21 protein-coding genes, 1 tRNA gene and 1 rRNA gene are annotated in these 23,091 nt (G+C 67.9%); 17 read left to right on the plus strand and 6 right to left on the minus strand.

Going from position 1 to position 23,091, the window contains the following annotated elements:
• From rrf to KHB019_RS11180, 4 genes are all read left to right on the plus strand, one after another.
• Positions 1 to 75 (plus strand): 5S ribosomal RNA (gene rrf, locus KHB019_RS15135); the annotation flags it as partial.
• A 91-nt stretch (positions 76 to 166) separates the two neighbouring features.
• Complete coding sequence (locus tag KHB019_RS11170) at positions 167 to 970, plus strand: amino acid ABC transporter substrate-binding protein (RefSeq protein ID WP_337459002.1); 804 nt, start codon at positions 167 to 169, stop codon at positions 968 to 970.
• Between the two features lie 2 nt (positions 971 to 972).
• On the plus strand, positions 973 to 1,635 hold the full coding sequence (locus KHB019_RS11175; RefSeq protein WP_230103667.1) for an amino acid ABC transporter permease: 663 nt from the start codon (positions 973 to 975) through the stop codon (positions 1,633 to 1,635).
• Positions 1,622 to 2,464, plus strand: coding sequence for an amino acid ABC transporter ATP-binding protein (locus tag KHB019_RS11180; RefSeq protein WP_337459003.1), 843 nt, complete (start codon positions 1,622 to 1,624; stop codon positions 2,462 to 2,464). The genes KHB019_RS11175 and KHB019_RS11180 overlap by 14 nt, the downstream gene beginning before the upstream one ends.
• Here KHB019_RS11180 and KHB019_RS11185 read toward each other — a convergent pair whose 3' ends face one another.
• Positions 2,465 to 3,091 carry a LysE/ArgO family amino acid transporter gene (locus tag KHB019_RS11185; protein WP_337459004.1) on the minus strand — a complete coding sequence of 209 codons (627 nt, stop codon included), beginning with the start codon at positions 3,089 to 3,091 and terminating at the stop codon, positions 2,465 to 2,467.
• Between the two features lie 69 nt (positions 3,092 to 3,160).
• Between KHB019_RS11185 and KHB019_RS11190 the strand changes: the two genes are divergently transcribed.
• A complete protein-coding gene (locus KHB019_RS11190) occupies positions 3,161 to 4,051 on the plus strand; it encodes a LysR family transcriptional regulator ArgP (protein WP_337459005.1) in 891 nt (296 codons plus the stop codon).
• Between the two features lie 39 nt (positions 4,052 to 4,090).
• Here the strand turns inward: KHB019_RS11190 and KHB019_RS11195 are convergent, their stop codons facing one another.
• Complete coding sequence (locus KHB019_RS11195; protein WP_337459006.1) at positions 4,091 to 4,768, minus strand: YqaJ viral recombinase family protein; 678 nt, start codon at positions 4,766 to 4,768, stop codon at positions 4,091 to 4,093.
• Positions 4,769 to 4,860: 92 nt separating this feature from the next.
• Positions 4,861 to 6,225 carry a glucose-6-phosphate dehydrogenase gene (locus KHB019_RS11200; RefSeq protein ID WP_337459007.1) on the minus strand — a complete coding sequence of 455 codons (1,365 nt, stop codon included), beginning with the start codon at positions 6,223 to 6,225 and terminating at the stop codon, positions 4,861 to 4,863.
• Positions 6,226 to 6,283: 58 nt separating this feature from the next.
• On the opposite strand from KHB019_RS11200, the gene KHB019_RS11205 reads away from it, so the two are divergent.
• From KHB019_RS11205 to KHB019_RS11250, 10 genes are all read left to right on the plus strand, one after another.
• Complete coding sequence (locus tag KHB019_RS11205; protein WP_337459158.1) at positions 6,284 to 8,137, plus strand: glycoside hydrolase family 15 protein; 1,854 nt, start codon at positions 6,284 to 6,286, stop codon at positions 8,135 to 8,137.
• Positions 8,138 to 8,390: 253 nt separating this feature from the next.
• Positions 8,391 to 8,879, plus strand: coding sequence for a 50S ribosomal protein L10 (gene rplJ, locus KHB019_RS11210; RefSeq protein ID WP_175985310.1), 489 nt, complete (start codon positions 8,391 to 8,393; stop codon positions 8,877 to 8,879).
• Between the two features lie 49 nt (positions 8,880 to 8,928).
• On the plus strand, positions 8,929 to 9,312 hold the full coding sequence (gene rplL / locus KHB019_RS11215; protein ID WP_230103660.1) for a 50S ribosomal protein L7/L12: 384 nt from the start codon (positions 8,929 to 8,931) through the stop codon (positions 9,310 to 9,312).
• Between the two features lie 190 nt (positions 9,313 to 9,502).
• Positions 9,503 to 10,831 (plus strand): ABC transporter substrate-binding protein, encoded by a 1,329-nt coding sequence (locus KHB019_RS11220; RefSeq protein ID WP_325471946.1) that lies wholly within the window; start codon positions 9,503 to 9,505, stop codon positions 10,829 to 10,831.
• Positions 10,832 to 10,932: 101 nt separating this feature from the next.
• On the plus strand, positions 10,933 to 12,288 hold the full coding sequence (locus KHB019_RS11225) for a carbohydrate ABC transporter permease (RefSeq protein ID WP_230103658.1): 1,356 nt from the start codon (positions 10,933 to 10,935) through the stop codon (positions 12,286 to 12,288).
• Positions 12,288 to 13,256 carry a carbohydrate ABC transporter permease gene (locus KHB019_RS11230; protein ID WP_230103657.1) on the plus strand — a complete coding sequence of 323 codons (969 nt, stop codon included), beginning with the start codon at positions 12,288 to 12,290 and terminating at the stop codon, positions 13,254 to 13,256. The genes KHB019_RS11225 and KHB019_RS11230 overlap by 1 nt, the downstream gene beginning before the upstream one ends.
• A 42-nt stretch (positions 13,257 to 13,298) precedes the next feature.
• Positions 13,299 to 14,672: a cystathionine beta-synthase gene (locus tag KHB019_RS11235; RefSeq protein WP_230103656.1), complete on the plus strand. Its 1,374-nt coding sequence runs from the start codon at positions 13,299 to 13,301 to the stop codon at positions 14,670 to 14,672.
• 65 nt (positions 14,673 to 14,737) lie between these two features.
• A complete protein-coding gene (locus KHB019_RS11240; RefSeq protein ID WP_337459008.1) occupies positions 14,738 to 15,892 on the plus strand; it encodes a cystathionine gamma-synthase in 1,155 nt (384 codons plus the stop codon).
• Between the two features lie 43 nt (positions 15,893 to 15,935).
• The gene (locus KHB019_RS11245; protein ID WP_337459009.1) at positions 15,936 to 16,580 is read left to right on the plus strand and encodes a phosphatase PAP2 family protein; all 645 of its coding nucleotides are present in this window, start codon (positions 15,936 to 15,938) and stop codon (positions 16,578 to 16,580) included.
• Entirely contained in the window at positions 16,577 to 17,173 is a 597-nt protein-coding gene (locus KHB019_RS11250) for a GNAT family N-acetyltransferase (protein ID WP_325471943.1), read from the plus strand. The genes KHB019_RS11245 and KHB019_RS11250 overlap by 4 nt, the downstream gene beginning before the upstream one ends.
• 176 nt (positions 17,174 to 17,349) lie before the next feature.
• Here the strand turns inward: KHB019_RS11250 and KHB019_RS11255 are convergent.
• Positions 17,350 to 17,437: transfer RNA gene (locus KHB019_RS11255), tRNA-Ser, on the minus strand.
• Positions 17,438 to 17,523: 86 nt separating this feature from the next.
• Here KHB019_RS11255 and KHB019_RS11260 point away from each other — a divergent pair.
• Complete coding sequence (locus KHB019_RS11260; protein ID WP_230103652.1) at positions 17,524 to 18,744, plus strand: LCP family protein; 1,221 nt, start codon at positions 17,524 to 17,526, stop codon at positions 18,742 to 18,744.
• 23 nt (positions 18,745 to 18,767) lie between these two features.
• Positions 18,768 to 19,667 carry an oxygen-dependent tRNA uridine(34) hydroxylase TrhO gene (gene trhO / locus KHB019_RS11265; protein WP_325471942.1) on the plus strand — a complete coding sequence of 300 codons (900 nt, stop codon included), beginning with the start codon at positions 18,768 to 18,770 and terminating at the stop codon, positions 19,665 to 19,667.
• A gap of 13 nt (positions 19,668 to 19,680) precedes the next feature.
• On the opposite strand, the gene KHB019_RS11270 is transcribed toward trhO, so the two are convergent.
• Positions 19,681 to 21,903 carry a transglutaminase family protein gene (locus tag KHB019_RS11270; RefSeq protein ID WP_230103650.1) on the minus strand — a complete coding sequence of 741 codons (2,223 nt, stop codon included), beginning with the start codon at positions 21,901 to 21,903 and terminating at the stop codon, positions 19,681 to 19,683.
• Positions 21,890 to 23,089: a DUF58 domain-containing protein gene (locus KHB019_RS11275; protein WP_337459010.1), complete on the minus strand. Its 1,200-nt coding sequence runs from the start codon at positions 23,087 to 23,089 to the stop codon at positions 21,890 to 21,892. Before KHB019_RS11275 ends, KHB019_RS11270 begins: the two co-directional genes overlap by 14 nt.
• Positions 23,090 to 23,091: the final 2 nt, after the last annotated feature.

The following is a 23,091-nucleotide window of genomic DNA, read 5'->3' on the forward strand; positions in this document are numbered from 1 at the left end:
AACCCGGAAGCTAAGCCTCACAGCGCCGATGGTACTGCAGGGGGGACCCTGTGGGAGAGTAGGACACCGCCGGACTCCTTTTAGTCAAAATGGCCACCCAAAGCAGGGTGGCCATTTTGCGTTAACACGCCGAAAGGCGATCATCGACCGGAAGGGTCAACCACATATGTCGCGTCGCGTCGTCACCGTTGCAGCAGCTCTCGTCATCGCAGGTCTGGCACTGACCGGCTGCGGCGCGAACGGCAGCTCCGGCGGCGACGCCGACAACGAGTACGGTCTCATCGCGGGCGGCACTCTGACGGTTGCGACCGAGGGCACCTATCGTCCGTTCAGCTTCCACGAGGGCGACGGTACCGGGGAGCTCGTCGGGTACGACGTCGAGATCATCGAGGCGATCGCCGAGAAGCTCGACCTCGACATCAAGTTCGAAGAGACCCAGTGGGATGCGATCTTCGCCGGACTCGATGCCGGGCGCTTCGACCTGATCGCCAACCAGGTCACGATCAACGACGAGCGCGAGGCGAACTACCTCTTCAGTGAGCCGTACACCGTCTCTCCCGGCGTCATCGTCGTGAACGCCGACGATGACTCGATCACTTCGTTCGACGACCTTGCCGGCAAGACGACCGCACAGTCGCTCACCAGCAACTGGAACGAGCTCGCGACCTCCAGCGGCGCCAAAGTCGAAGGCGTCGAGGGATGGGCGCAGGCTGTGTCTCTCCTCAAGCAGGGGCGCGTCGACGCGACGATCAACGACAAGCTCACGTTCCTCGACTACGAGAAGACCGAGGGCGACACCAGCCTGAAGATCGCGGCCGAGACCGACGAGGCCGGGCTGTCGGCCTTCGTCTTCAGCAAGGACAAGACGGATCTCGCCGAGGCCATCGACGGCGCCCTCGCCGAACTGCGCGAAGACGGCACCCTCGCTGAGATCAGCGACAAGTACTTCGGCGCCGACGTCACCGAGTAACCATGGATCTGTGGGATGTGTTCCTCAGCTCGGTCGGGCCCATCGCCCTGGCCGGCCTGGTCGCAACCATCCCACTGGCCCTGATCTCGTTCGCGATCGGGCTGGCGCTCGCACTCGGAGCCGCGCTCATGCGGATCTCCGAGCACCGCATTCTGTCCGTGATCGCCCGCGTCTACATCTCGATCATCCGCGGCACGCCGCTGCTCGTGCAGCTGTTCGTCATCTTCTACGGGCTTCCGTCCATCGGCGTCGTCGTCGATCCGTGGCCGAGCGCCGTCATCGCGCTCTCACTGAACGTGGGCGGCTACGCCGCCGAGGTCATCCGCGCGGCCATCCTGTCCGTTCCGAAGGGCCAGTGGGAGGCTGCGTACACAGTCGGCATGGGGCGCACTCGCACCCTCACCAGGGTCATCCTTCCGCAGGCTGCACGTGTGTCCGTCCCGCCCCTGTCGAACACGTTCATCTCGCTTGTCAAGGACACCTCCCTCACCTCGCTGATCCTCGTGACAGAGCTGTTCCGCGTTGCCCAGCAGATCGCTGCGTTCAACTACAAGTTCATGGCCGTGTACCTCACGGCAGCACTCGTGTACTGGGTGTTCTGCCTCGTCCTGGCATCCGGACAGAACCTGCTCGAGAGGAGGCTCGACCGTCATGTCGCGCACTGACCGACCGCGCTCCATCGGGGAGCAGCCCCTTCTCTCCGCACGGGGACTCCACAAGAGCTTCGGCTCCGATGAGGTGCTCAAGGGTCTCGACCTGACGGTGCACCGTGGGGAGGTCGTGGTGCTCATCGGCCCGAGCGGATCCGGCAAGACCACCGTCCTCCGTTCGCTCAACGGACTCGAGACGCCGGATGCCGGCACTCTCACCCTCGACGGCGGGCCGGACATCGACTTCTCGGCGCGCCTGGACAAGCCCACCCGGTTCGCGCTACGGGATCGCTCGGCGATGGTGTTCCAGCATCACAATCTTTTCCCGCACTTCACGGTGCTCCAGAACGTCATCGAGGGGCCGTGGCGCGTGCACGGCGTTCCCAAGGAGGACGCGATCGCCGCGGCGAGGGGGCTGCTCGACAGAGTGGGCCTGGCCGACAAGGAGGACGCGTACCCGCATGAACTCTCCGGCGGTCAGCAGCAGCGCGTCGGCATCGTGCGCGCGCTCGCGCTTCGACCCGCTCTGCTCCTGTTCGACGAACCGACAAGTGCACTCGACCCCGAACTCGTCGGCGAGGTGCTCCTCGTCATCAAGGAGCTTGCGGACGAGGGCTGGACGATGGTGGTCGTCACGCACGAGCTCGCGTTCGCGCGGGAGGCCGCCGACCACGTGCTGTTCCTCGATGGGGGAGTGGTCCTCGAAGAGGGGCCGCCGGACCAGCTGTTCACCGCCCCGGTCCACGAGCGCACGAAGCGCTTCCTCGCTCGGATCATGCGACCGCTCGATGCTGACGGACGCGACGGCGCCACGCCGGCATCCGGCGACGGCGACGCGAACTGATCAGCCGCTGACCGCCTGCACTATCAGGCTCACGGCCAGGGCGATCATGATCACCGCGATGACGCCATCGAGGATTCGCCACGCCCGTGCGGTGTTGAGCCAGCGACCGAGGTAGCGGGCGCCGTAGCCCAGCGCCGTGAACCACACGATGCTGGCGACGACGGCTCCGGCCGCGAAGATCCAGCGTTCGTCGCCGTGCGTGGCGGCGATCGAGCCCAGCATCAGCACGGTGTCGAGGTACACGTGCGGGTTCAGCCAGGTGAGCGCGAGTACCGTCAGCACCAGGGGGACGAGCCGGCCGCCCGGGCGCGCTCGCGTCAGGGCCTGTGCACTCAATCCCAGATCAGTGCCGCGCAGTGCTCTCCGGGCAGCGAGCAGGCCGTAGGTGAGCAGGAACGCCGCGCCCAGCCACTGCGCGACGACGACGAGCCACGGCATCCGCTCGATGAGGAACCCGAGCCCGGCGACGCCGGCCACGATGAGCACGGCATCCGACAGTGCGCAGATGATGATCACGGCGAGCACGTGCTCGCGGCGGATGCCCTGACGGAGGACGAACGCATTCTGCGCGCCGATCGCGACGATGAGGGAGAGGCCGAGACCGAGCCCGGCGAGGAAGGAGAGCACCCTTCGACGTTAGGCGGCGCGCACCATAAGAGCCAGCGCAGGAATCTTACGTTCCATTAGCCTTGCTTCATGTCGTCCATCGCTCCCGAACTCGCATCCACGGTCGCGGCCATCGTCGACGGCGGCAGTCTCGAGGCCGCGGCGCGCGCGCTGAGCATCACCCCGTCGGCCGTGAGCCAGCGTCTCAAGACGCTCGAACAGCAACTCGGCCGCGTGCTCGTCGTCCGGGGCCGCCCGGCGACCGTCACTCCGTCGGGAGAGGCGATCGTCCGCATGGCCAGGCAGATCGCACTTCTGGAGCACGAGGCTCTCTCCGAACTCGGGATGGACGAGTCCGGCGCGAGGGCGAGCGTGCCGCTCGCCGTGAACGCCGATTCGATGGCGACCTGGTTCCTCGCCCCGCTGGCGCGCCTCAGCGCAGCGCACGACATCGACTTCGACCTGCACAGGGACGACCAGAACTTCACAGCCCGCCTGCTCGAGTCCGGAGAGGTCATGGCGGCTGTGACCTCAGAGGCCGCTGCGGTCACAGGCTGCACGGTCTCGGCTCTGGGGATCCTCACCTACGAGGCGGTGGCGACGCCCGCATTCGCGGAGCGCTGGTTCGCCGACGGCATCGGCGTCGACGCCCTTCGCGTGGCGCCGTTCGTGGACTTCGACCGCCGGGACGCGCTGCAGCAGCAGTGGCTCGCGTCCCGCGGCGTCGACGCGCACAGGGTGCCGCGTCACTACGTTCCTGCATCGCACGACTTCGCCCAGGCCGTGACGCTGGGCCTCGGCTGGGGGATGCTGCCGGAGCCGCAGCTGAGCGCGGCGCTGGCATCCGGAGCAGTCAGGCCCCTGGGCGGCGAGCCCGTGCGCGTGCCGCTGTACTGGCAGCAGTGGAACCTGCGCTCCACGCTGCTGGACGCGATCGCGGCGGAGGTCGCGCAGGAGGCGGCACGCGTCCTGCGCCGCTGACTCTGAGCAACTGACCCGCGGCCGGTGAATCCTGGCAGCTCAGTCGGCGAGTGCCAGTGCCCGGAACGCGTCGCGTTCGCGGAGAGCATCGCGACGGGATGCGACGGCGGGACGCGCACTCGGCGGGCGGTTGCCGGTGGTGCGGTGGTAGAGCTCGTCGATGAGGTTCGTGGCGAGCCTGACGAGCTGATCGATCTCGCGCTCGTCGCGGTCGATCCAGACGCACCGCGGCTCGTCGTCGATGGGCCGGAAGTCGTCGTGCTCCTCCCACACGAACAGCGTGCGCTCGGCGCCGAGCACGTGCTGCTGCCACCAGACCTGACGGAGGTAGGTGCGCGGGATCGTTCGCCAGTTCTTGTTGGTGGTCTTGATCTCGGCGAGCAGGATCCGGCCACCGGCATCCTGGACGATGCCGTCGGGGGTGGCGAGATGACGCTGCTCGATCTCGGCGCGGAACAGCGCCGACGAGGGGCGGATGCCGTGCGTTGCGGCGACCCACGCGGCGATCTCGGGCTCGCGCCGGCGTCCGTGATCGGTGTACGCGTTGCCGCCGAAGCGGGCTCCGCCGCCGAGCTTCGCGTCCGCCGCGCGGATGATCGACTTCTCGCTGGAGAGCCCGGCGACATCGGTCGCGGTGATGCCGCGCGCCCGAGCCCGGAGCCAGGCGACCCGGTCGCGGGAGTCCGCGACGATTCGAGCCTGGAGTTCCGGAGTCACCATTCGAGGCTACCCCGCACCGCAGACCTCGACGACGCTGCCGCGCCGAGCTAACCGGATCGTCTGCGGCGACCGTGGAGCGGGCGGTGCGGTCAGCCGAGGAACGGCCAGTGCGCGGGGCCGGGCGATCCGGCGTTGTAGTCGTCGAGGGGGACCTCGTCCTTCGCCCACGCTTCCAGGATCGGCTGCACGATGCGCCAGCACTGCTCTGCGGCATCACCGCGGACGGACAGCATCGGATCGGCGTCCAGGATGCCGGAGAGCACCTCGGCATAGGCCAGCAGCTGGCCGGCGCCGAGGTCGGCCGACAGCGTCGCGCGCTCGAGGACCAGCGGGTCGTTGGCGCCGTTCACGTTGAACTCCAGCGACATCCGGTCGGGGCCGAGCGAGAAGCGCAGCACGGCGCCGTCGGCCGCGCCGCGCAGACCCTCCGGCACGTGGCGGACGGCTCGGAATCGGATCGTGATCTCCCGCGCAGGGTCGCCGATGGCCTTGCCCGACCTCAGCGTGAACGGCACGCCGGCCCAGCGGGCGTTGCGCACCTCGAACGTCGCCTGAGCGAGCGTCTCGGTTCCGCGCGACGGATCGACGCCCGGCTCGTCGACGTACGAGGGCTTGTCCACACCGTCGATGCTGCCTGCCGTGTAGCGTCCGCGCCGTGAGGATGCGGTCGGATCGCCCTCCCACACCCGTGTCGCCCGCAGTACGGCAGAGGTGGCTTCGCGGAAGTCCGCCTCGCCGATCGTGGCCGGTTGCTCCATGGCGATCACGGCGAGCACCTGCAGCAGGTGGCTCTGGATCATGTCCACGAGCGCACCCGCGCCGTCGTAGTAACCGGCTCTGCCCTCGAGCCCCAGCTTCTCGTCGTACACGACGCTGACCGACTCGATGCTCTCCGCCGACCACAGCGGCTCGAGCAGGCGGTTCGCGAACCGCGCGCCGAGCAGGTTCAGCGTCGTCGATTTGCCGAGGAAGTGGTCCACGCGGAACACCTGCTCCTCGGGGACGAGCGCTGCGATCCGGGCGTTGAGCTCATGGGCACCCGTCTCATCCGTGCCGAACGGCTTCTCCAGCGCGAGCATCACCCCGTCGGGCAGCATCTCGGGAGTCATCGCCTCGCACGCCGCGGCAGCGACCGACGGCGGAACGGCGAAGTACAGCGCGACCTGCCCCGACAGCCCCTTCAGCAGGCGCTTCAGATCGGCGGCCGTCGTGATGTCCGCCTTCTGGTACTCGATCTCGACGCGCTCGACGGCGTCCGCCGCATCCGAGGCGGTGAACGCCGTCTGCACGACCTTCTTCAGGTCGGCATCCGTCCAGTCCTGCGTGCCGGCGCCGATGAGGCGGACCCGGCGGTCCGGCTCGACCGTGAGCAGCTGGCCGAGCGCGGGGAGCAGGAGGCGCGAGGCCAGGTCGCCGGTGGCTCCGAAGAGGACGAGTGTGGTGGCGGCATCCATGCGCCAACCGTAACGCGCCCCCCGCATCCCGACCAGCCTCACATCCCGACCACCCAGCATCCCACCGCTCGCATCGGAACGAAGGGCGTGCGAGAATCGGGCGATGCCGGCGCCGATCGAGGACTACGCACTGCTCAGCGACTGTCGGACCGCGGCCCTGGTCTCCCGCGACGGGGCGATCGACTGGTTGTGTCTGCCGCGTTTCGATTCGCCGTCGATCTTCGGCGCGCTGCTGGGAGACCCGACGCACGGATGCTGGACGCTGCGTCCGCGCGATGAATCGGCGACAGTGCAGCGACGGTACCAGCCCGACACTTTCATGCTCGTCACACGTTGGGAGACGGCGAGCGGCGCGGCCGAGGTGCATGAGTTCCTGGCGATGACGGAGGACCGCACGGATCTCGTCCGACGCGTCGTCGGTGTGCGGGGCACTGTCGAGTTTCGCACCGAGCTGCGCATGCACTTCGACTACGCCAGGGCGCTGCCCTGGGTGCGACAGGTCGGGCAGGAGGGAGCCCCGGCGCTGAGCGCGATAGCCGGGCCGGACGCGGTGATCGTCCGCGGGATCGCGCTCGCCGCATCCGACCATGTCCACGGCGCCGACTTCTCCGTCGTCGGCGGCGAGGATCGCGATCTCGTTCTCACCTGGCATCCTTCGCACGAAGTGGAGCCGCCGCCATTGGATGTCGAGGATGCGATCGCGCGGACTCGCGCCTGGTGGCAGGGCTGGGCGAGCCCGATCGAGCGCGATGGGGCGTATCAGGATGCCGTCGTGAGATCGCTGCTGGTGCTGCGGGCTCTCACCCATCGCGATACCGGCGGCATCGTCGCCGCTCCCACGACCTCGCTACCGGAGCAGTTCGGCGGCTCGAGGAATTGGGACTACCGGTATGTCTGGCTGCGGGATGCCGCGCTCACGCTGGAATCGCTGATCGCTCACGGCTTCCTCGAAGAGGTGCACCACTGGCGGCGCTGGTTGCTGCGCGCCGTGGCGGGGGAGCCGGCCGAGGTGCAGATCATGTACGGCATCGCAGGGGAGCGCGATCTTGCGGAGCGCGAGGTGGCGAGTCTGCCCGGCTACGATGGCGCCGCACCGGTGAGAGTCGGCAACGGCGCGGTCGACCAGTATCAGGGCGACGTCCTCGGGGAGGTGCTCGTCGCGCTTGAGGCGGCTCGGATCGCGGGCCTCGAGGAGTCCGCGTCCTCATGGCCGCTGCAGCGGGCTCTGATCGAACGCGTGATGGCGGACGTCGACCGTCGGGACAACGGCATCTGGGAGATCCGCGGACCACTCCGGTGGTTCACGCAGTCGCGGGTGATGATGTGGGCGGCCCTGGACCGCGGAGTGCGGGCTGTGCGCGAGCACGGTCTGGACGGCGAGGCGGACAGCTGGGAGCAGGCGCGCGACAGGTTGCGGACCGAGATCGATCAGCGTGGCGTCCACGCTGACGGCTACTTCCTGCAGCACTACGACACCGACGAGGTGGATGCTTCGCTGCTGACGCTGCCGCAGGTGGGCTACTGCGATCCCGATGATCCCAGGATGCTGCGCACCGTCGAACAGCTGGAGAGGACGCTCGTGCGTGACGGGCTGCTGATGCGGTATCGCACGTCGTCCGGCGTCGACGGCCTCGTCGGGAGCGAGCATCCGTTCCTCGCCTGCAGCTTCTGGCTGGTCGAGCAGTACGCGGCCAGCGGCAGGACCGCCGACGCGCACGCGCTGATGGACCGTCTCGTCTCCCTCGTGAACGACGTCGGGATGCTGTCGGAGGAGTACGACGTCGGCGGAGCACGGCAGGCGGGGAACGTGCCGCAGGCGTTCTCCCACCTCGCGCTCGTTCGGGCCGCTGACGCGCTCGCCGGGCACTCAGGGCGCGCGGCGCACCGCCGGGGAGGCGTGCGAGCAGGCTGACGCGCGCGATTTGGCAGAGGTAGGCCCGTGAGGTACAGTTGTCGTAACCGAAGACCGCTGGTCATCGTCGTGCGCGCAAGCGTCAGGCGATTGAAGCACTGCACTGCAGGGGCCCGCGCAGGGGACATGATCGTTCTCCAGGAAACTGGATTCCACGCTCCGTCGCTTGCGCCGGAGCGTTTTTGTTTGCATGCGCGGTCCAAGGTCGATGTCTCACGAACGTGAGGCATCCCGTACCCACCAAGGAGTGACCATGGCGCAGAAGGATGCATCGGTTGCCGAGCTCACGAAGTCATTCGAGAACTCGAACGCCGTCCTGCTGACCGAGTACCGCGGTCTGACGGTTGCCCAGCTCAAGGAGCTGCGTAACAGCATCCGTCAGGACGCCGAGTACGCCGTGGTGAAGAACACGCTGACCAAGATCGCCGCCAACAAGGCTGGGATCTCCGCGCTGGACGACGACCTCAAGGGTCCGTCGGCTGTCGCGTTCGTGCACGGCGACTTCGTCGCCACCGCGAAGGCTCTTCGTGATTTCGCCAAGGCCAACCCGCTTCTCGTGATCAAGGGCGGCGTTTTCGAGGGCAATGCCCTCACCGCCGACGAGGTCAACAAGTACGCCTCGCTCGAGAGCCGTGAGGTTCTGCTTGCGAAGGCTGCGGGCATGATGAAGGCGACGATGGGCAAGGCTGCCGCGACCATCGACGCGCTTCGCGAAAAGCTGGAGACCGCACAGGCCGCGTGAGCGACCGGCGATCTCGTTCCACAAACCCCATCAATCTAGGAGATACATCATGGCGAAGCTCACCACTGAGCAGCTGCTCGAGCAGTTTGCAGACCTGACCCTCGTCGAGCTCAGCGAGTTCGTGAAGGCGTTCGAGGAGAAGTTCGACGTCACCGCTGCTGCACCCGTCGCCGTTGCCGGCGCTGCGGGCGCGGGTGCCGGTGCCGAGGCTGAAGAGGAGAAGGACTCCTTCGACGTCATCCTCGAGGCTGCCGGCGACAAGAAGATCCAGGTCATCAAGGCTGTCCGCGAGCTCACCTCGCTCGGCCTCGGCGAGGCCAAGGCCGTCGTCGACGGTGCTCCGAAGGCTGTCCTCGAGGGCGCCAACAAGGAGTCGGCTGAGAAGGCCAAGGAGGTCCTCGAGGCCGCCGGCGCCACGGTTACCCTCAAGTAATCGCGTTCTCGCATCACGAAGGCCCCGGGGTTCGCCCCGGGGCCTTCGTCGTGCATTCCGCGCCAAGAAGGTTGTGTTGTCGTGACCTTCGGAAGGTTGTGGGAGCGCTCTCTTGGGAATAGATTGGGCACAGGTGGTCATCGCTGACCCCAGCGCAGGAAGATCTCCTGCGTCACTCTAGGAGGCACTCATGAGTCAGTCCAAGCGGCGCGTCCTGCTCGCGTCCCTTGCAATTCCGACGGTTCTGGGGCTCACGCTCGTCGGCTGTGCCGAGGGCGGGTCCGGTGACGGCGGCGGAGACGCCGGCAACAAGACCGTTCGCATCTCGGGTGGCATCACCGGCATCGAGGCGGACGACCTCAACGCGTCGTTCGACAAGTTCACCGAGGACACCGGCATCAAGGTGGAGTACACCGGTGACAAGAGCTTCGAGGGCAACATCGTCACCAAGGTCACCGGTGGCGACGCTCCTGACATCGCCATCGTCCCGCAGCCCGGTCTGCTCAAGACCCTCGTCGAGACCGGCAAGGTCATGGCAGCCCCTGAGGCCGTCGAGGCCGCCGTCGACGAGAACTGGTCCGAGGACTGGAAGACCTACGGCACGTTCGACGACACGTTCTATGCTGCGCCGATGCTCGCGAACCTCAAGGGCTACGTCTGGTACTCCCCGGCGAGCTTCGCCGAGTGGGGCGTCGAGGTCCCCGAGACGTGGGACGACATGATCGCGCTCACCGACACCATCGTCGAGAAGACGGGCGGCCCCGCATGGTGCGCCGGCTTCGCCTCCGACGCAGCCTCCGGCTGGCCCGGCACGGACTGGATCGAGGACCTCGTCCTGCGCCAGTCCGGTCCTGACGTGTACGACGACTGGGTGGCCGGCGACGTGAAGTTCACCGACCCCGAGATCAAGGAGGCGTTCGACGCGGTCGGCTCGATCCTGCTCAACCCGGACTACGTCAACGCCGGCTACGGCGAGGTGAAGAGCATCAACTCCACCGCCTTCGGCGACGTCGCGGCGAAGGTCGCTGACGGCAGCTGCGCTCTCACGCACCAGGCCTCCTTCCTGTCAGCGAACTTCCTCGACGTGCAGAACGCCGACGGTGAGACGCCGACCGTCGCCCCCGACGGCGACGTCTACGCGTTCGTGATGCCGGGTGAGACCGCTGGCGAGCTTCAGGTCGAGGGTGGCGGCGAGTTCGTCGCCGGCTTCTCCGACGACGAGTCGACGCAGAAGGTGCTCGAGTTCATGGCATCCCCTGAGTTCGCCGACGCCCGCGTCGAGCTCGGCGGCGTGATCTCCGCCAACAAGAACGCGGACCCCAGCCTGGCATCCAGCGAGTTCCTTCAGGAAGCCATGACGATCATGCAGGACGACTCCACGGTCTTCCGCTTCGACGCCTCTGACCTGATGCCGTCCACGGTCGGCTCCGGTTCGTTCTGGAAGGGCATGGTCGACTGGATCGACGGAAAGGCAACCGATCAGGTGCTTTCCGACATCCAGGCTGGCTACGAGAACTAGCAGTCCCTATTCTCGAGACATGACGGTTCGCGGGACCGGGCGCTGCCCGGTCCCGCGAACCGCACCACTCGAGTCCAGAGTCGTACTCAGAAGGAGTGTCCATGTCGCACACTGCCGCTGACGAGGCACCAGTCGCGGAGACCCACGCGACGCAAGAGGTGTCCGCGAAGCTGCACGGCACCGATCCGCGAGGTCGCACGATCACGCGCGTCGTCGTGGTCGTCGGATTCGTGCTGATAGCAGCCCTGATCTTCCTCCTGCTCATCAGCGCACCCGTGGAGGACCCGCAGCGCATCACGATCGGGTTCTCGCTGAACAGCCTGTTCATCTGGATGGGCGGGCTGCACCCGCTGCTGCAGATCCCCGTCGTGCTCGTGCTGTTCGGCATCGTCGTCGCGATCGTGCTCGTGCTCATCGAGTACGCGCCCCGCGCCGGCCGCGGCTACTTCATCATGCGCCTGATCGCCTGCCTCGTCATCCCGGTGCTGGCGTTCCTGCTGCTGCGACCGTACTCCAACGCGCTGCTCTACGTCGTGGCCATCGCGCTGCTGGCCGGTGGGCTGCTCTTCTTCGCCGACTACCGATCGCGGCAGGGGGCGGGGTACCTGTTCCAGCTCATCCTGTTCATGGCTCCCGCGTCGATCATGCTGCTGCTCGGGCTCATCTATCCGGCGATCTCCACATTCTTCAAGTCCTTCTTCGACAAGACCGGTACGGACTTCGTCGGCCTCGAGAACTACTTCTGGGTCTTCACGAACCCCACCGGCGCGGCGTCCGTGATCAACACGCTGATCTGGGCCCTTCTAGCGCCGACGATCGCCGTCGGCATCGGCCTCGCGTACGCGGTCTTCATCGACAGGGCCCGGGGCGAGAAGCTGCTGAAGGTCCTGGTGTTCATGCCGGTCGCGATCTCGTTCGTCGGCGCCGGCATCATCTGGAAGTTCATGTACGACTACCGTCAGGGCGATCAGCTCGGCCTGCTCAACGCGATCGTGACGATGTTCGGCGGCGATCCAGTCAACTGGCTCGCGGTGAAGCCGATCATCAACACGCTCATGCTGCTGGTGGTCTTCATCTGGACCCAGACCGGGTTCGCCATGGTCATCCTCTCAGCGGCCATCAAGGCCGTGCCGATCGAGCAGATGGAAGCAGCCGAGCTCGACGGCACGAACGCCTGGCAGCGGTTCCGGAACGTCACCGTCCCCGGCATCCGGTCATCCCTGATCGTCGTGCTCACCACGATCACGATCGCATCGCTCAAGGTCTACGACATCGTCGCCGTGATGACCGGCGGCCGAGACGACACCACCGTCCTCGGCTTCGAGATGGTCAATCAGCAGCAGCGCTTCCAGAGCTACGGACACTCCTCCGCACTCGCCGTGGTGCTGTTCATCTTCGTGCTGCCCCTGATCATCTACAACGCCCAGGCCATGCGCAAGCAGAGGGAGATCCGCTGATGAGTGCCACGCAAGCCGTCGTCACGGACAACCGGACCAAGCGCCAGGTCGCGCGCGACACCCGGCGCAACGAGGCGATCGCCCATAAGAAGCTCACCTCGAAGGGGGCGACGATCGCCGCGGCGATCATCGCGATCTTCTGGACGATCCCGACGTTCGGACTCCTCGTCACGTCGTTCCGACCCGGCGCCGACACCCAGTCGACCGGATGGTGGACGGCGTTCACCGACCCCGAATTCACGTTCGACAACTACATGCAGGCGCTCAACGCCGGTGGCACGTCGACCACCCTGGCATCCGCCTTCGTGAACTCCCTCGCCATCACGATCCCGGCGACGGTCTTCCCGATCGTCATGGCGGCCCTGGCCGCCTACGCGTTCGCGTGGATCGACTTCAAGGGACGGAGCATGCTCTTCGTCTTCGTCTTCGCGCTGCAGATCGTGCCGCTGCAGATGGCGCTCGTGCCGCTGCTGAGCCTGTTCTCCGACGGCCTCACCATCGGCGATGTCATGATCTTCCCCGGGTTCGGCCTGAACGACGTCAGCTACAGCTTCGCCCGTGTGTGGATCGCGCACGCGATCTTCGCGCTGCCGCTGGCGACCTTCATGCTGCACAACTTCATCGCCGAGATCCCCGGCGAGATCGTCGAGGCCGCGCGAGTCGACGGTGCAGGCCACGGGCAGGTGTTCTTCCGGATCATCCTGCCGCTGGCGATGCCGGCGATCGCCTCGTTCGGCATCTTCCAGTTCCTGTGGGTGTGGAACGACCTGCTCGTGGCGACGATCTTCGCCTCGCCGGGTGCACTGCCGATCACGCAGGCGCTGAACTCGCTGTCCGGCACGTGGGGGAACAAGTGGTTCCTGCAGTCCGCCGGAACATTCATCTCGATCATCGTCCCGCTGATCGTGTTCTTCGCCCTGCAGCGATTCTTCGTCCGCGGCCTGATGGCCGGAGCGACCAAGGGGTAACGTCACCAGCCGACGAGGTCCGCGCCGTCTACGCTTGTGCACATGGATTACGCGGAGCACATCGTCGACCTCGTCGGCAACACCCCCCTCGTGAAGCTGCAGCATGTCACAGAGGGCGTGGAGTGCACCGTGCTCGTCAAGCTTGAGTACCTGAATCCAGGAGGGTCTGCGAAGGACCGCATCGCGCGGCGCATCATCGACGCCGCCGAGGAGTCCGGCGACCTGAAGCCCGGGGGAACGATCGTCGAACCCACCAGCGGCAACACCGGCGTCGGTCTGGCCCTGGTCGCCCAGCAGCGCGGCTACAAGTGCGTGTTCGTGCTGCCGGACAAGGTCGGCGAGGACAAGATCGACGTGCTGCGCGCCTACGGGGCCGAGATCGTCATGACCCCCACTTCGGTCGCCCCAGACAGCCCGGAGTCGTACTACAGCGTCAGCGACCGGCTCGCCGAGGAGATCCCCGGCGCCTTCAAACCGAACCAGTACGAGAACCCGAACGGCCCCCGGAGTCACTACGAGACCACCGGTCCCGAGATCTGGCGCGACACCGACGGCAGGATCACGCACTTCGTCGCCGGCGTCGGCACCGGTGGCACCATCACAGGCACCGGTCGATACCTGCGCGACGTGTCCGACGATCGGGTGCGCATCGTCGGCATCGACCCGGAGGGCAGCGTGTACTCCGGCGGGACCGGCCGCCCGTACCTGGTAGAGGGCGTCGGCGAGGACATCTGGCCAGGGGCATACGACCCGAAGGTCCCCCACGAGATCGTCGCCGTCGACGACGCCGAGTCATTCGCGATGACCCGACGTCTCGCACGGGAAGAGGGGATCCTCGTCGGCGGATCCAGCGGCATGGCGGTGGCGGGGGCGCTCCGCGTGGCGAAAGGCCTGCCGGCGGATGCCGTCATGGTCGTGCTCCTGCCGGACGGCGGTCGCGGGTACCTTTCGAAGATCTTCAACGACTCGTGGATGCGCTCGTACGGCTTCAGCGACGTCGACGCAGGCGAGACCGTCGCCGACGTGCTGGATGCCCGTCGCGCCCAGGGCCCGGCCATCCCGGATCTCGTCCACGCCCACCCCAGCGACACCGTGCACGACGCGATCGCGACGATGACCGAGTTCGCCGTGTCGCAGCTGGTCGTACTGAGCGCCGAACCGCCGGTCATGATGGGCGAGGTCGTGGGAAGCGTGGATGAGCGGAGACTGCTCGATCTGCTGTTCCGCGGAGAGGCGAAGCCCGCCGATGCACTGGCGGCGCACATCGGCGAGCAGCTGCCGCTCGTCGGCATCCACACGTCCGTCGACGACGCGCGCGCTGCGCTCGCCGACGCCGACGCCCTGCTGGTGACCGTCGACGGACGGCCGCACACCGTGCTCACCCGACAGGACCTCGTGGCCTACCTCGCGCGCTGAGGTTCGGACGCGTCCGGCGACGTAACAGGCGGATGCCGGGAGCGGGTGCGACGTAGGCTGAAGACATGTCCGATCACGCCTTCGCCACTCGTGCCATCCATGCCGGCCAGGAACCCGACCCGGTCACCGGAGCGATCATCCCGCCGATCTATCAGGCCTCCACGCACGTTCAGGACGGCATCGGCGGCTTCCGGGACGGCTACGAGTACAACCGCGCAGGCAACCCGACCCGCACGTCGCTCGAGACGCAGCTCGCCGCTCTCGAGGGCGGCATCCGAGCGCTGTCGTTCTCCTCGGGCCTCGCGGCAGAGGACGCGCTGCTGCGCGGCATCCTGAAGCCCGGCGACCACGTGGTGCTGGGCAATGACGTCTACGGCGGAACATACCGGCTGCTGACCAAGGTGCACGCGGCCTGGGGCGTCGAATCCTCGATCGTCGAGCTCGGCGACGCCGACGCGCTGCGCGCCGCGCTGCGCCCGGAGACGAAGATCATCTGGATCGAGACGCCGAGCAACCCGCTGCTCAAGATCGTCGACATCGCGAAGACCGTTGAAATCGCGCATGCGGCCGGGGTCCTGGTGGTCGTCGACAACACGTTCGCCTCACCCGCCCTGCAGAGCCCGCTGGCCCTCGGCGCCGACTTCGTCGTCCACTCGACCACCAAGTACCTCGGCGGGCACTCCGACGTGCTCGGAGGAGCGGTGATCTTCGGCGATGACCGGTTCGTCGAGCAGGTCAAGTTCCAGCAGTTCGCCGTCGGAGCCGTCTCAGCGCCGCTCGACGGGTGGCTGACGACCCGCGGGATCAAGACCCTCGCGCTGCGGATGCGCCAGCACTCTGCGAACGCCCAGGCGATCGCGGAGTGGGCTGCTTCCCGCCCCGAGTTCGAGACCGTGTACTACCCCGGACTCTCGTCCCACCCCGGGCACGAGATCGCCGCATCCCAGATGAGCGGGTTCGGCGGGATGCTGTCGCTCGGTCTCGCCGCAGGGCAGGGTGCCGCTCGCGCCTTCGCCGAATCGACCGAGCTGTTCCAGCTCGCGGAGTCGCTCGGCGGGGTCGAGTCGCTGATCGGCTACCCGCCGGACATGACGCACGCGTCGGTTCGCGGCACCGAGCTCGCGGTTCCCGAGAACGTCGTGCGTCTCTCGGTCGGCATCGAGGACATCAGCGACCTGCTCGCCGACCTCGAAGCGGGTCTCGTCCGCTCCACACGCTGACGGGCTCCTCGTCTCGCACGCGCCGATCGGGCACAATGGCCGGATGACGCGTCCGCTGTTGCTGTGGTGGGGGATCGGTGCGATCCTCGCGGCCGTCGTGCTCGGGATCGCGGTGACGGGCCCCGGTCCGAACGCGCCGTGGATCGACGCCGGCTGGAACGCCTTCATGGGCGACATCCGCACACCTGCGCTCATCGCGTTCGGGAACGTGCTCGATCACATCGGCGGCGGCTGGGTCGCGACGTATCTCGTCCCGCTCGCTGTCATCGCGGGGCTGCTCATCGCCAAGCACTGGCGCGCCGCGGTCTTCGCCGCTGTCGTGATGCTCGTGAGCGTCGCCGCCGTGCAACTGCTCAAGAGCCTGTTCGCCAGAGGGCGCCCTGAGGACATGCTCGTGCAGTCGGACTTCGGCTCATTCCCCAGCGGGCATACGGCCAACGCGGCGACCCTCGCTGCACTTGCGGTCCTGCTCCTTCCGCGCGTGTGGGTGGTGATCGCCGCCGCAGCGTGGACGCTCGCGATGGCGTTCTCGCGGACGCTGGTCTCGGTGCATTGGCTCAGCGACATCGTCGGGGGGATGCTGATCGGTGCCGGAGTCTCGCTCGTCATGGCCGGCTTCCTGCTGACCTGGGCGCGATCGCGCGGCAGAGAGCCCGACCTGCCGCGGCGCGCAGAGACGCCGTCGTGACCGGCATCCGGCCCTACCGCGCGCCGGACCGTGCTGCGCTGTTCGATGTCTGCGTTCGGACTGCCGACGCGGGAGGCGACGCGAGCGGGCTGTTCGCCGACGACGACCTGTGGGGACTCCTGTTCGCGGTGCCCTATGCCGAACGGCATCCCGATCTCACGTGGGTCGTCGAATCAGACGACGGAAGGATCATCGGATACATCGTCGCCACGGATGACACTGATGCCTTCGAGCGATGGTTCCAGGGCGAATGGTGGCCGCAGTTCGTCCAACGGTTCCCCCGGCCGGCATCAGCGCAGACCCGCGAGGAGACGATGATCGAGCACGCCTACGCGCGGGGGCGCGGCCGCGAGCCGCACGTCGACGCGTACCCGGCGCACCTCCACATCGACCTGCTGCCGGAGACGCAGGGGCAGGGCCTCGGGCGTCGGCTCATCGGGACGCTGTTCGCCGAGCTCCGGCGGCGGGGTGTGCCGGGGCTGCATCTCGGGATGGACCCCGCGAACACGGGAGCTGCCGCGTTCTACGAGCGCATCGGGATGCAGCGGCTGGCGACCGCGCCCGGCGAACTGGCCTACGGCATCCGGTTCTGAGCGTCCAGAATGCCCGGCAGCCAATAGACGAACAAAAGGCCCCGCTTGCGCGAGGCCCTTTGTTCGTCTGGCGGTGACGGCGGGACTCCGGTACTCGCTGCGCTCGTGCCTCCCCGAATCCCCGGCATCCAATAGACGACTAAAGGGCCCCGCTTGCGCGAGGCCCTTTAGTCGTCTGGCGGTGACGGCGGGATTCGAACCCGCGGTTGCTTGCACAACACACGCTTTCCAAGCGTGCTCCTTCGGCCGCTCGGACACGTCACCAGGGAACAACCTGAACAGTCTATCCGATCGCGCCCTGCACCCGTGACGCTACGGGGGCCGACAGCGTCCGCCAGTAGGCTGACCGCATGATGCGGCAGTCCACCAGAGCCACGGTCGCCCGACACGGGCAGCAGAAGCCGCCCTCCAGGGGCAGGCGCCTGCTCAAGGCACTGGGCATCGGCACGGCCGTCGTGCTCGTCGCGGTGCTCGGCGTCGTCGCCTGGCTGTACATCGACCTGAGCTCGACCTATACCGAGAACGTCGTCGAGCTGGAAGGCGACGATCCGCCCGCCTTCTCCGAGTTCGAGGGCAGCGCGAACATCCTCGTCGCCGGCACCGACAACTGCGAACCCGAGTACGCCGATCTGTTCGGCGACCGCTGCACGGACGCCGAGGACGGCGTCCGAAGCGACGTGCTGATGGTCGTGCACATCTCGGAGCTGCCGCGCAGGGTCACCGTGATCAGCTTTCCGCGTGACCTTCTCGTCGACATCCCCTCCTGCATCGATGCGAACGGCAACGCGACATCCGAGGCCTACGGTCAGATGATCAACTCGGCATTCGGCACCGGAGGGCTGGCGTGCTCGGTGAAGACCGTGGAGTCCCTCACCGGGCTCGACATCGGATACGCGGCATCCATCAACTGGGGCGGCGTCATCGATGTGACGAATGCGATCGGCGGCGTCGAGGTGTGCCTGGCCACACCGATGAAGGACGCCGATTCGGGCATCGATCTGCCAGCGGGAACGCATGAGCTCAAGGGCGCGGACGCCCTCGCGTTCCTGCGCGCACGGAAGTCCACGACCGACGGCAGCGACACCGCCCGCATCGGCAACCAGCAGCTGTACATGTCGAGTCTGGTGCGCAAGATCACCAGCGAGAAGGTGCTCACCGACCCCGCGCTCCTGCTGCGGCTGGCCAAGACGATCCTGGCGTCGGTCGACCCCAGCACGAGCCTCACCAACCCGGTCACGCTCGCACAGATGGGACTCGCGCTGAAGGACATCCCCGTCAGCGACTACGTGTTCGTGCAGTACCCGGCAGCCGAGTCGGCCGTCGACCGGAACCGCCTCGATCCGTTGCCCGACGCCGCGGCCGCGCTCTTCGACGCTCTCGAGAAGAACGAAGCGCTCGCGCTCGCCGACGAGGATGAAGGCGGCGAGCCCCCGGCGACGGAGTCTCCAGCGCCGGCGACACCGGCTCCGACGGCGTCCGCGACGCCGGAGGACGAGCCGGTCACGCTCCCCGGCGACGTGACCGGCACCACTGGCGACACCGAAGGGTGCGCGACTGGGCGCGTGTACTGAGGCTGCCCGCCTACAATCTCCAGGTGAGCACACCCAAGATCGTCCTGTTCTACGCCTTCGCGCCCCTGGCCGACCCTGACGCCGTGCGCGTCTGGCAGCGCGACCTCGGCGAGGCGCTGAAGCTCCGCGGGCGGCTCATCATCTCCGAGCACGGCATCAACGGCACGCTCGGCGGCGACCTGCACGACCTCAAGAAGTGGGCGCGGTCGTTCCGCTCGTACGCGCCGTTCAAGAACGCCGACATCAAGTGGAGCGAGGGGACGGGTCTCGACGACGACGGACGCAGCGTCGACTTCCCGAAGCTCAGCGTCAAGGTGCGCGACGAGATCGTGTCGTTCGGTGCCCCGGACGAGCTGCGGGTCGATGAAAACGGCGTCGTCGGTGGAGGCATCCACCTCTCGCCCGAGAAGCTGCACGAGCTCGTCGAGTCCAGAGACGATGTCGTCTTCTTCGACGGACGCAACGCCCTCGAGGCCGAGATCGGTCGGTTCAAGGACGCGATCGTGCCCGACACCGAGACGACGCGCGACTTCGTGGCGCTCCTCGACTCCGGCGCTTACGACGATCTCAAGGGCAAGCCGGTCGTCACATACTGCACCGGAGGGATCCGCTGCGAGGTGCTCTCGAGCCTCATGGTCTCCCGTGGCTTCGGCGAGGTGTACCAGCTCGACGGCGGCATCGTCCGGTACGGCGAGACGTTCGGGGATGACGGGCTCTGGGAGGGCTCGCTCTACGTCTTCGACAAGCGCGGCTCCATCGACTTCAGCGATCACGCCGTCGTCGTCGGCGAGTGCGTCGGCTGCGGCGCCGCGACCAAGCGGACGGCGAACTGCCCTGATGCGTCCTGCCGACGCCAGTTCGTCGTCTGCGAGGCGTGCGACGCGATCCCGTGCGAGGAGCACGCCGCAGCGACGGCGGGCTGAGATCGTCCTTGCCTCAGCGGCGCGCCGTCACGCGTGATGTGTCCGCGGCGAAGAGCGAGCGAGGCAGCAGCAGGGCGGTCACCCTGTCGCGTGCATCGACGCTCCGCCGGAGCCCGGACGTCGCCTGACGCAGCGCGTGCGCGAGATCTGCGGATGCCGGAGCGGAGCGGGCGAAGTTCGCCCGCTCGACAGCATCCACGATCAGACCGACCGACGCGGCATCCGCGCCCTGTTCGATCAGGTGGGCACCGCGTGCACGCGGGGTGTCGGCGTCCGACACTGGCAGCCTCAGATCGACGAGCGTGGCGCGCACCTCCTGCCACGCGCTCGCCGCGTCTCCACGCCCGGCGCGTCCGATCCGTCGTGCGCGGATGCCCAGTCGCACGAGCAGAGGCAGGAGCAGCACGATCAGGATGCCGGTTCCCACCAGCACGATCGGCTGAGGGTCGAGACGCCGCAGCGAATCGGAACCCTGGGCGGACGAGCTGCCGGGGTCGTCCTGGGCCTCCGGGCCGCGCGAAGGGGCCGCGGACGGAGTGGCGGACGGCTGCGGGTCCGTCGGGTCCGTGGTAGTGCCGCCGCCGGTCGTCGCAGGGAGGAAGTCGGTCGGCGTCCCGAGCGACGCCGTCGGCTCGAACGGGACCCAGCCGAGCCCGGAGAAATGCACTTCCGGCCAGGCGTGCAGCTGATCGCTGCTGACCGTGTAGATCGCCTCGTCGCCGCGCTTCTCGTCGGTCATGGACCCCGGCAGGTACCCGACCACGATGCGGACCTGCATATCGAGCGATTGCGCCATGAGCGCGAACGCGCCGGAGAAGTGGATGCAGTAACCGGAGCGGACGCGCAGGAACTCCTCGACCGCATCCGTGCCGGTGCCGTCGAAGTCGCCGTCGACCGGCGCGTCCAGCGAGTACTCGAAGTCGGACCGGAACCAGTTCTGCATCGCGATCAGCCGGTCGTAGTCGTTCGTCGCCCCCGCTGTCACCTCGCGCGCGGTCTCCGCGATGAACTCGGGGACCTCGGCATCCGCCGTCGTCGCCGACTCGGCCTGGATCTGCTCGCGGGTGGGATCGATCACCTGAGCCGTGACCGTGTAATCCTCGTCCGCGGCATCGCGGATCTCGGAGGTCACCGTGCGGTTGAACGGCATGATCTGCCACCCTGAGGTGGCGCCGACGATCTTGGTGGCGGCGTACGGCACCGGCAGCCAGGAACCGGAGATCCCCGTGATGCGGATCGAGGTGCGGCGTTCGACCGTCTCGATGTCCTCCGACCAGTCCGGGTCGCCGAACCCGTCGGTGATCTGCTGCAGATCGCCGTCGTCCGGCGACCATGTATCGCCGTCGAACTCGGACAGACTCGCAATGCGCAGGTACGGCGCCGACGCGGCGCTCGTGGCCAGGGTCATCACCGTGAAAGGTGTGGGACGCCGCAGATCCTCACCCAGGCGCAGCGACGGGTCCAGCTGGGTGCTCGTGCCGACGCCGACCCAGGTGTCCGAGACCGGGAGCACCGGAGTGATCGCGAGTGCGGCAGCGATCGCCGCTGCACCTGTCGCGGCCGAGAGCCCGACGGAGGCCCGGCGCGGCTGACGCGGATCATGCCTGACGCCGTGCCGCAGCAGGAACAGCGCGAGGAGCGCGAGGATCACGAACCACGGCACATTCGCGTCGCCGAGGGTGATGATCATCGGCAGCGCGCCGACCGCTGCGATCAGGACGATCGCCGGAAGCGCCGATCGGGCGGCGATGAGCTGGTCCACGAGGATCGTGACGAGCGCGAAGCCGATCGAGAGCATCGTGCGGAGAGCGGGCGTGTCGACGAGCGGGGCGGTGCCGTACTGCACCTGTTCGAAGGCCTCCCCGGCCGAGCGGCCAAGAGCGGAGACGGTCGTCCCGGTCGGGACGACGCCGAACAGCGCACCCTGCGGGACCAGCAGCAGCGTGAGGGCGCCGACGGCGACGACGAGCTGAGCGATCAGCGGCAGCGGCCCATCGGCGAATCGGCCGGACCGCACGAGTCGAACGATCATGCCGGTCAGGGCGACGACGGTGATCACGTAGACGCCCGCGAGGGTCCAGGCGCCTGGCGTGACGACCGATGTGTACGGCCAGAGCGCGACGTATCCCGCGCACGCCGACAGCAGCGCGATCGCGAGAGTGCGGTCGCGGCGTCGCACGCGCTGCTCGTATTCGATCGGCGTGCGCACCGCGGCGCGCGGCTCAGCGCGGAACATGACCGCCGCCGGGTGCCACGTATCCCGCGAGGGCGTCGTCCCACGCTTCTGACACGTCCTCGCCGAGCTCGGCGGCCGACCAGCCGAGGTCACCCGCTGCGGCGAACGCGCCGGGCCCTGGGGCTGTGGCGAGCAGAATCGGCGCACCGGCCCCGAAGTGGCGCAGATGCGCCGCGTCGTCCGCATCGATCCGGCCCGTGATCATCACCAGCGGGCCCGGCGGGGTGCCGTCGAACAGCGAGACGAGATCGCGCCCCTCTCCTTGCGGCGTCACCATAGCAAGCGCGACGAGCAGTGAATCGCGATCGTCCTCCTGGCCGCGCAACTGACCGAGCACCGTTCCTCCGGAGTCGCGGACGTCCACGCTGTAGCCCTCCTGGACGAGGTGCAGCGCCGCGGACGCGCACGCCGCCACCGCCGACTCGAACGTCGGGTCCGCGGTGTCGGACCGGGGAGCCCAGCGCCGCGCGGCGCGGTCGAGGATGACGATCGCGTCCGGGCTGGCTTCCTCCTCCTCCTGGCGCACCATGAGATCTCCGCGATGAGCGGTGGCGCGCCAGTGGATGCGCCGCATCGAGTCGCCGGAGACGTACAGTCGCGGAGACAGGTTGTCGCTCCCCTGGCCGAGCCGCGCCGAGGCCGTGTGGGCGGTGCCGCCGGCCGCTCCCACTTCGCTGCTCATCGGGGACAGCGGGACGACCTCTGGGACCACGGTGACCGTGCGGGTATCGCCGAACGACTGCGTGCGCTGCGCGACGCCGAATGGGTCGATGGTCCGCAGCGACAGCGGCCCGACCGGCCACACTCCTCGCCGCACGCCGGTGATGCTGTACCGGATGTGCGTGCCGTTGTCGGTGGGGAACTCTCCCGAGGCGTCACCTGCAACCGCATCCGGAAGCTCGTCGTTCCAGGCGCCGAACGGGACGCGCAATGCGCGCAGATCGAAGCGCACCGCCACCTGCGACTCCTCGCCGACGGTGAGCAGATCGGTCGAGATGCGCCGGGTGACCGAACCGCTGCGTCGGGGGACGTGCACGACGAGGATGCCGATCACGAGCACGGCGAACAGGAGCACGGCGACGTACAGCAGAATCGGGGCGGCGACCAGATTCGCCGCGATCGCCAGGAGCACGCCGACGGCCAGCACGGCGACGCCGCGAGCTGTCAGGGGCCGGCCGGAGCGCATGG

The sequence above is a fragment of the Microbacterium sp. KHB019 genome, assembly GCF_037285405.1.
Taxonomy (GTDB): domain Bacteria; phylum Actinomycetota; class Actinomycetes; order Actinomycetales; family Microbacteriaceae; genus Microbacterium.

Excerpts from the sequence above, each read along its gene's own strand:
- KHB019_RS11170 (WP_337459002.1), top strand. The coding sequence starts at position 167 with ATGTCGCGTCGCGTCGTCACCGTTGCAGCAGCTCTCGTCATCGCAGGT.
- KHB019_RS11175 (WP_230103667.1), top strand. The coding sequence starts at position 973 with ATGGATCTGTGGGATGTGTTCCTCAGCTCGGTCGGGCCCATCGCCCTG.
- KHB019_RS11180 (WP_337459003.1), top strand. The coding sequence starts at position 1,622 with ATGTCGCGCACTGACCGACCGCGCTCCATCGGGGAGCAGCCCCTTCTC.
- KHB019_RS11190 (WP_337459005.1), top strand. The coding sequence starts at position 3,161 with ATGTCGTCCATCGCTCCCGAACTCGCATCCACGGTCGCGGCCATCGTC.
- KHB019_RS11200 (WP_337459007.1), bottom strand. The coding sequence starts at position 6,225 with ATGGATGCCGCCACCACACTCGTCCTCTTCGGAGCCACCGGCGACCTG.
- rplJ (WP_175985310.1), top strand. The coding sequence starts at position 8,391 with ATGGCGCAGAAGGATGCATCGGTTGCCGAGCTCACGAAGTCATTCGAG.
- rplL (WP_230103660.1), top strand. The coding sequence starts at position 8,929 with ATGGCGAAGCTCACCACTGAGCAGCTGCTCGAGCAGTTTGCAGACCTG.
- KHB019_RS11220 (WP_325471946.1), top strand. The coding sequence starts at position 9,503 with ATGAGTCAGTCCAAGCGGCGCGTCCTGCTCGCGTCCCTTGCAATTCCG.
- KHB019_RS11225 (WP_230103658.1), top strand. The coding sequence starts at position 10,933 with ATGTCGCACACTGCCGCTGACGAGGCACCAGTCGCGGAGACCCACGCG.
- KHB019_RS11230 (WP_230103657.1), top strand. The coding sequence starts at position 12,288 with ATGAGTGCCACGCAAGCCGTCGTCACGGACAACCGGACCAAGCGCCAG.
- KHB019_RS11235 (WP_230103656.1), top strand. The coding sequence starts at position 13,299 with ATGGATTACGCGGAGCACATCGTCGACCTCGTCGGCAACACCCCCCTC.
- KHB019_RS11240 (WP_337459008.1), top strand. The coding sequence starts at position 14,738 with ATGTCCGATCACGCCTTCGCCACTCGTGCCATCCATGCCGGCCAGGAA.
- KHB019_RS11245 (WP_337459009.1), top strand. The coding sequence starts at position 15,936 with ATGACGCGTCCGCTGTTGCTGTGGTGGGGGATCGGTGCGATCCTCGCG.
- KHB019_RS11260 (WP_230103652.1), top strand. The coding sequence starts at position 17,524 with ATGATGCGGCAGTCCACCAGAGCCACGGTCGCCCGACACGGGCAGCAG.
- KHB019_RS11270 (WP_230103650.1), bottom strand. The coding sequence starts at position 21,903 with ATGTTCCGCGCTGAGCCGCGCGCCGCGGTGCGCACGCCGATCGAATAC.
- KHB019_RS11275 (WP_337459010.1), bottom strand. The coding sequence starts at position 23,089 with ATGCGCTCCGGCCGGCCCCTGACAGCTCGCGGCGTCGCCGTGCTGGCC.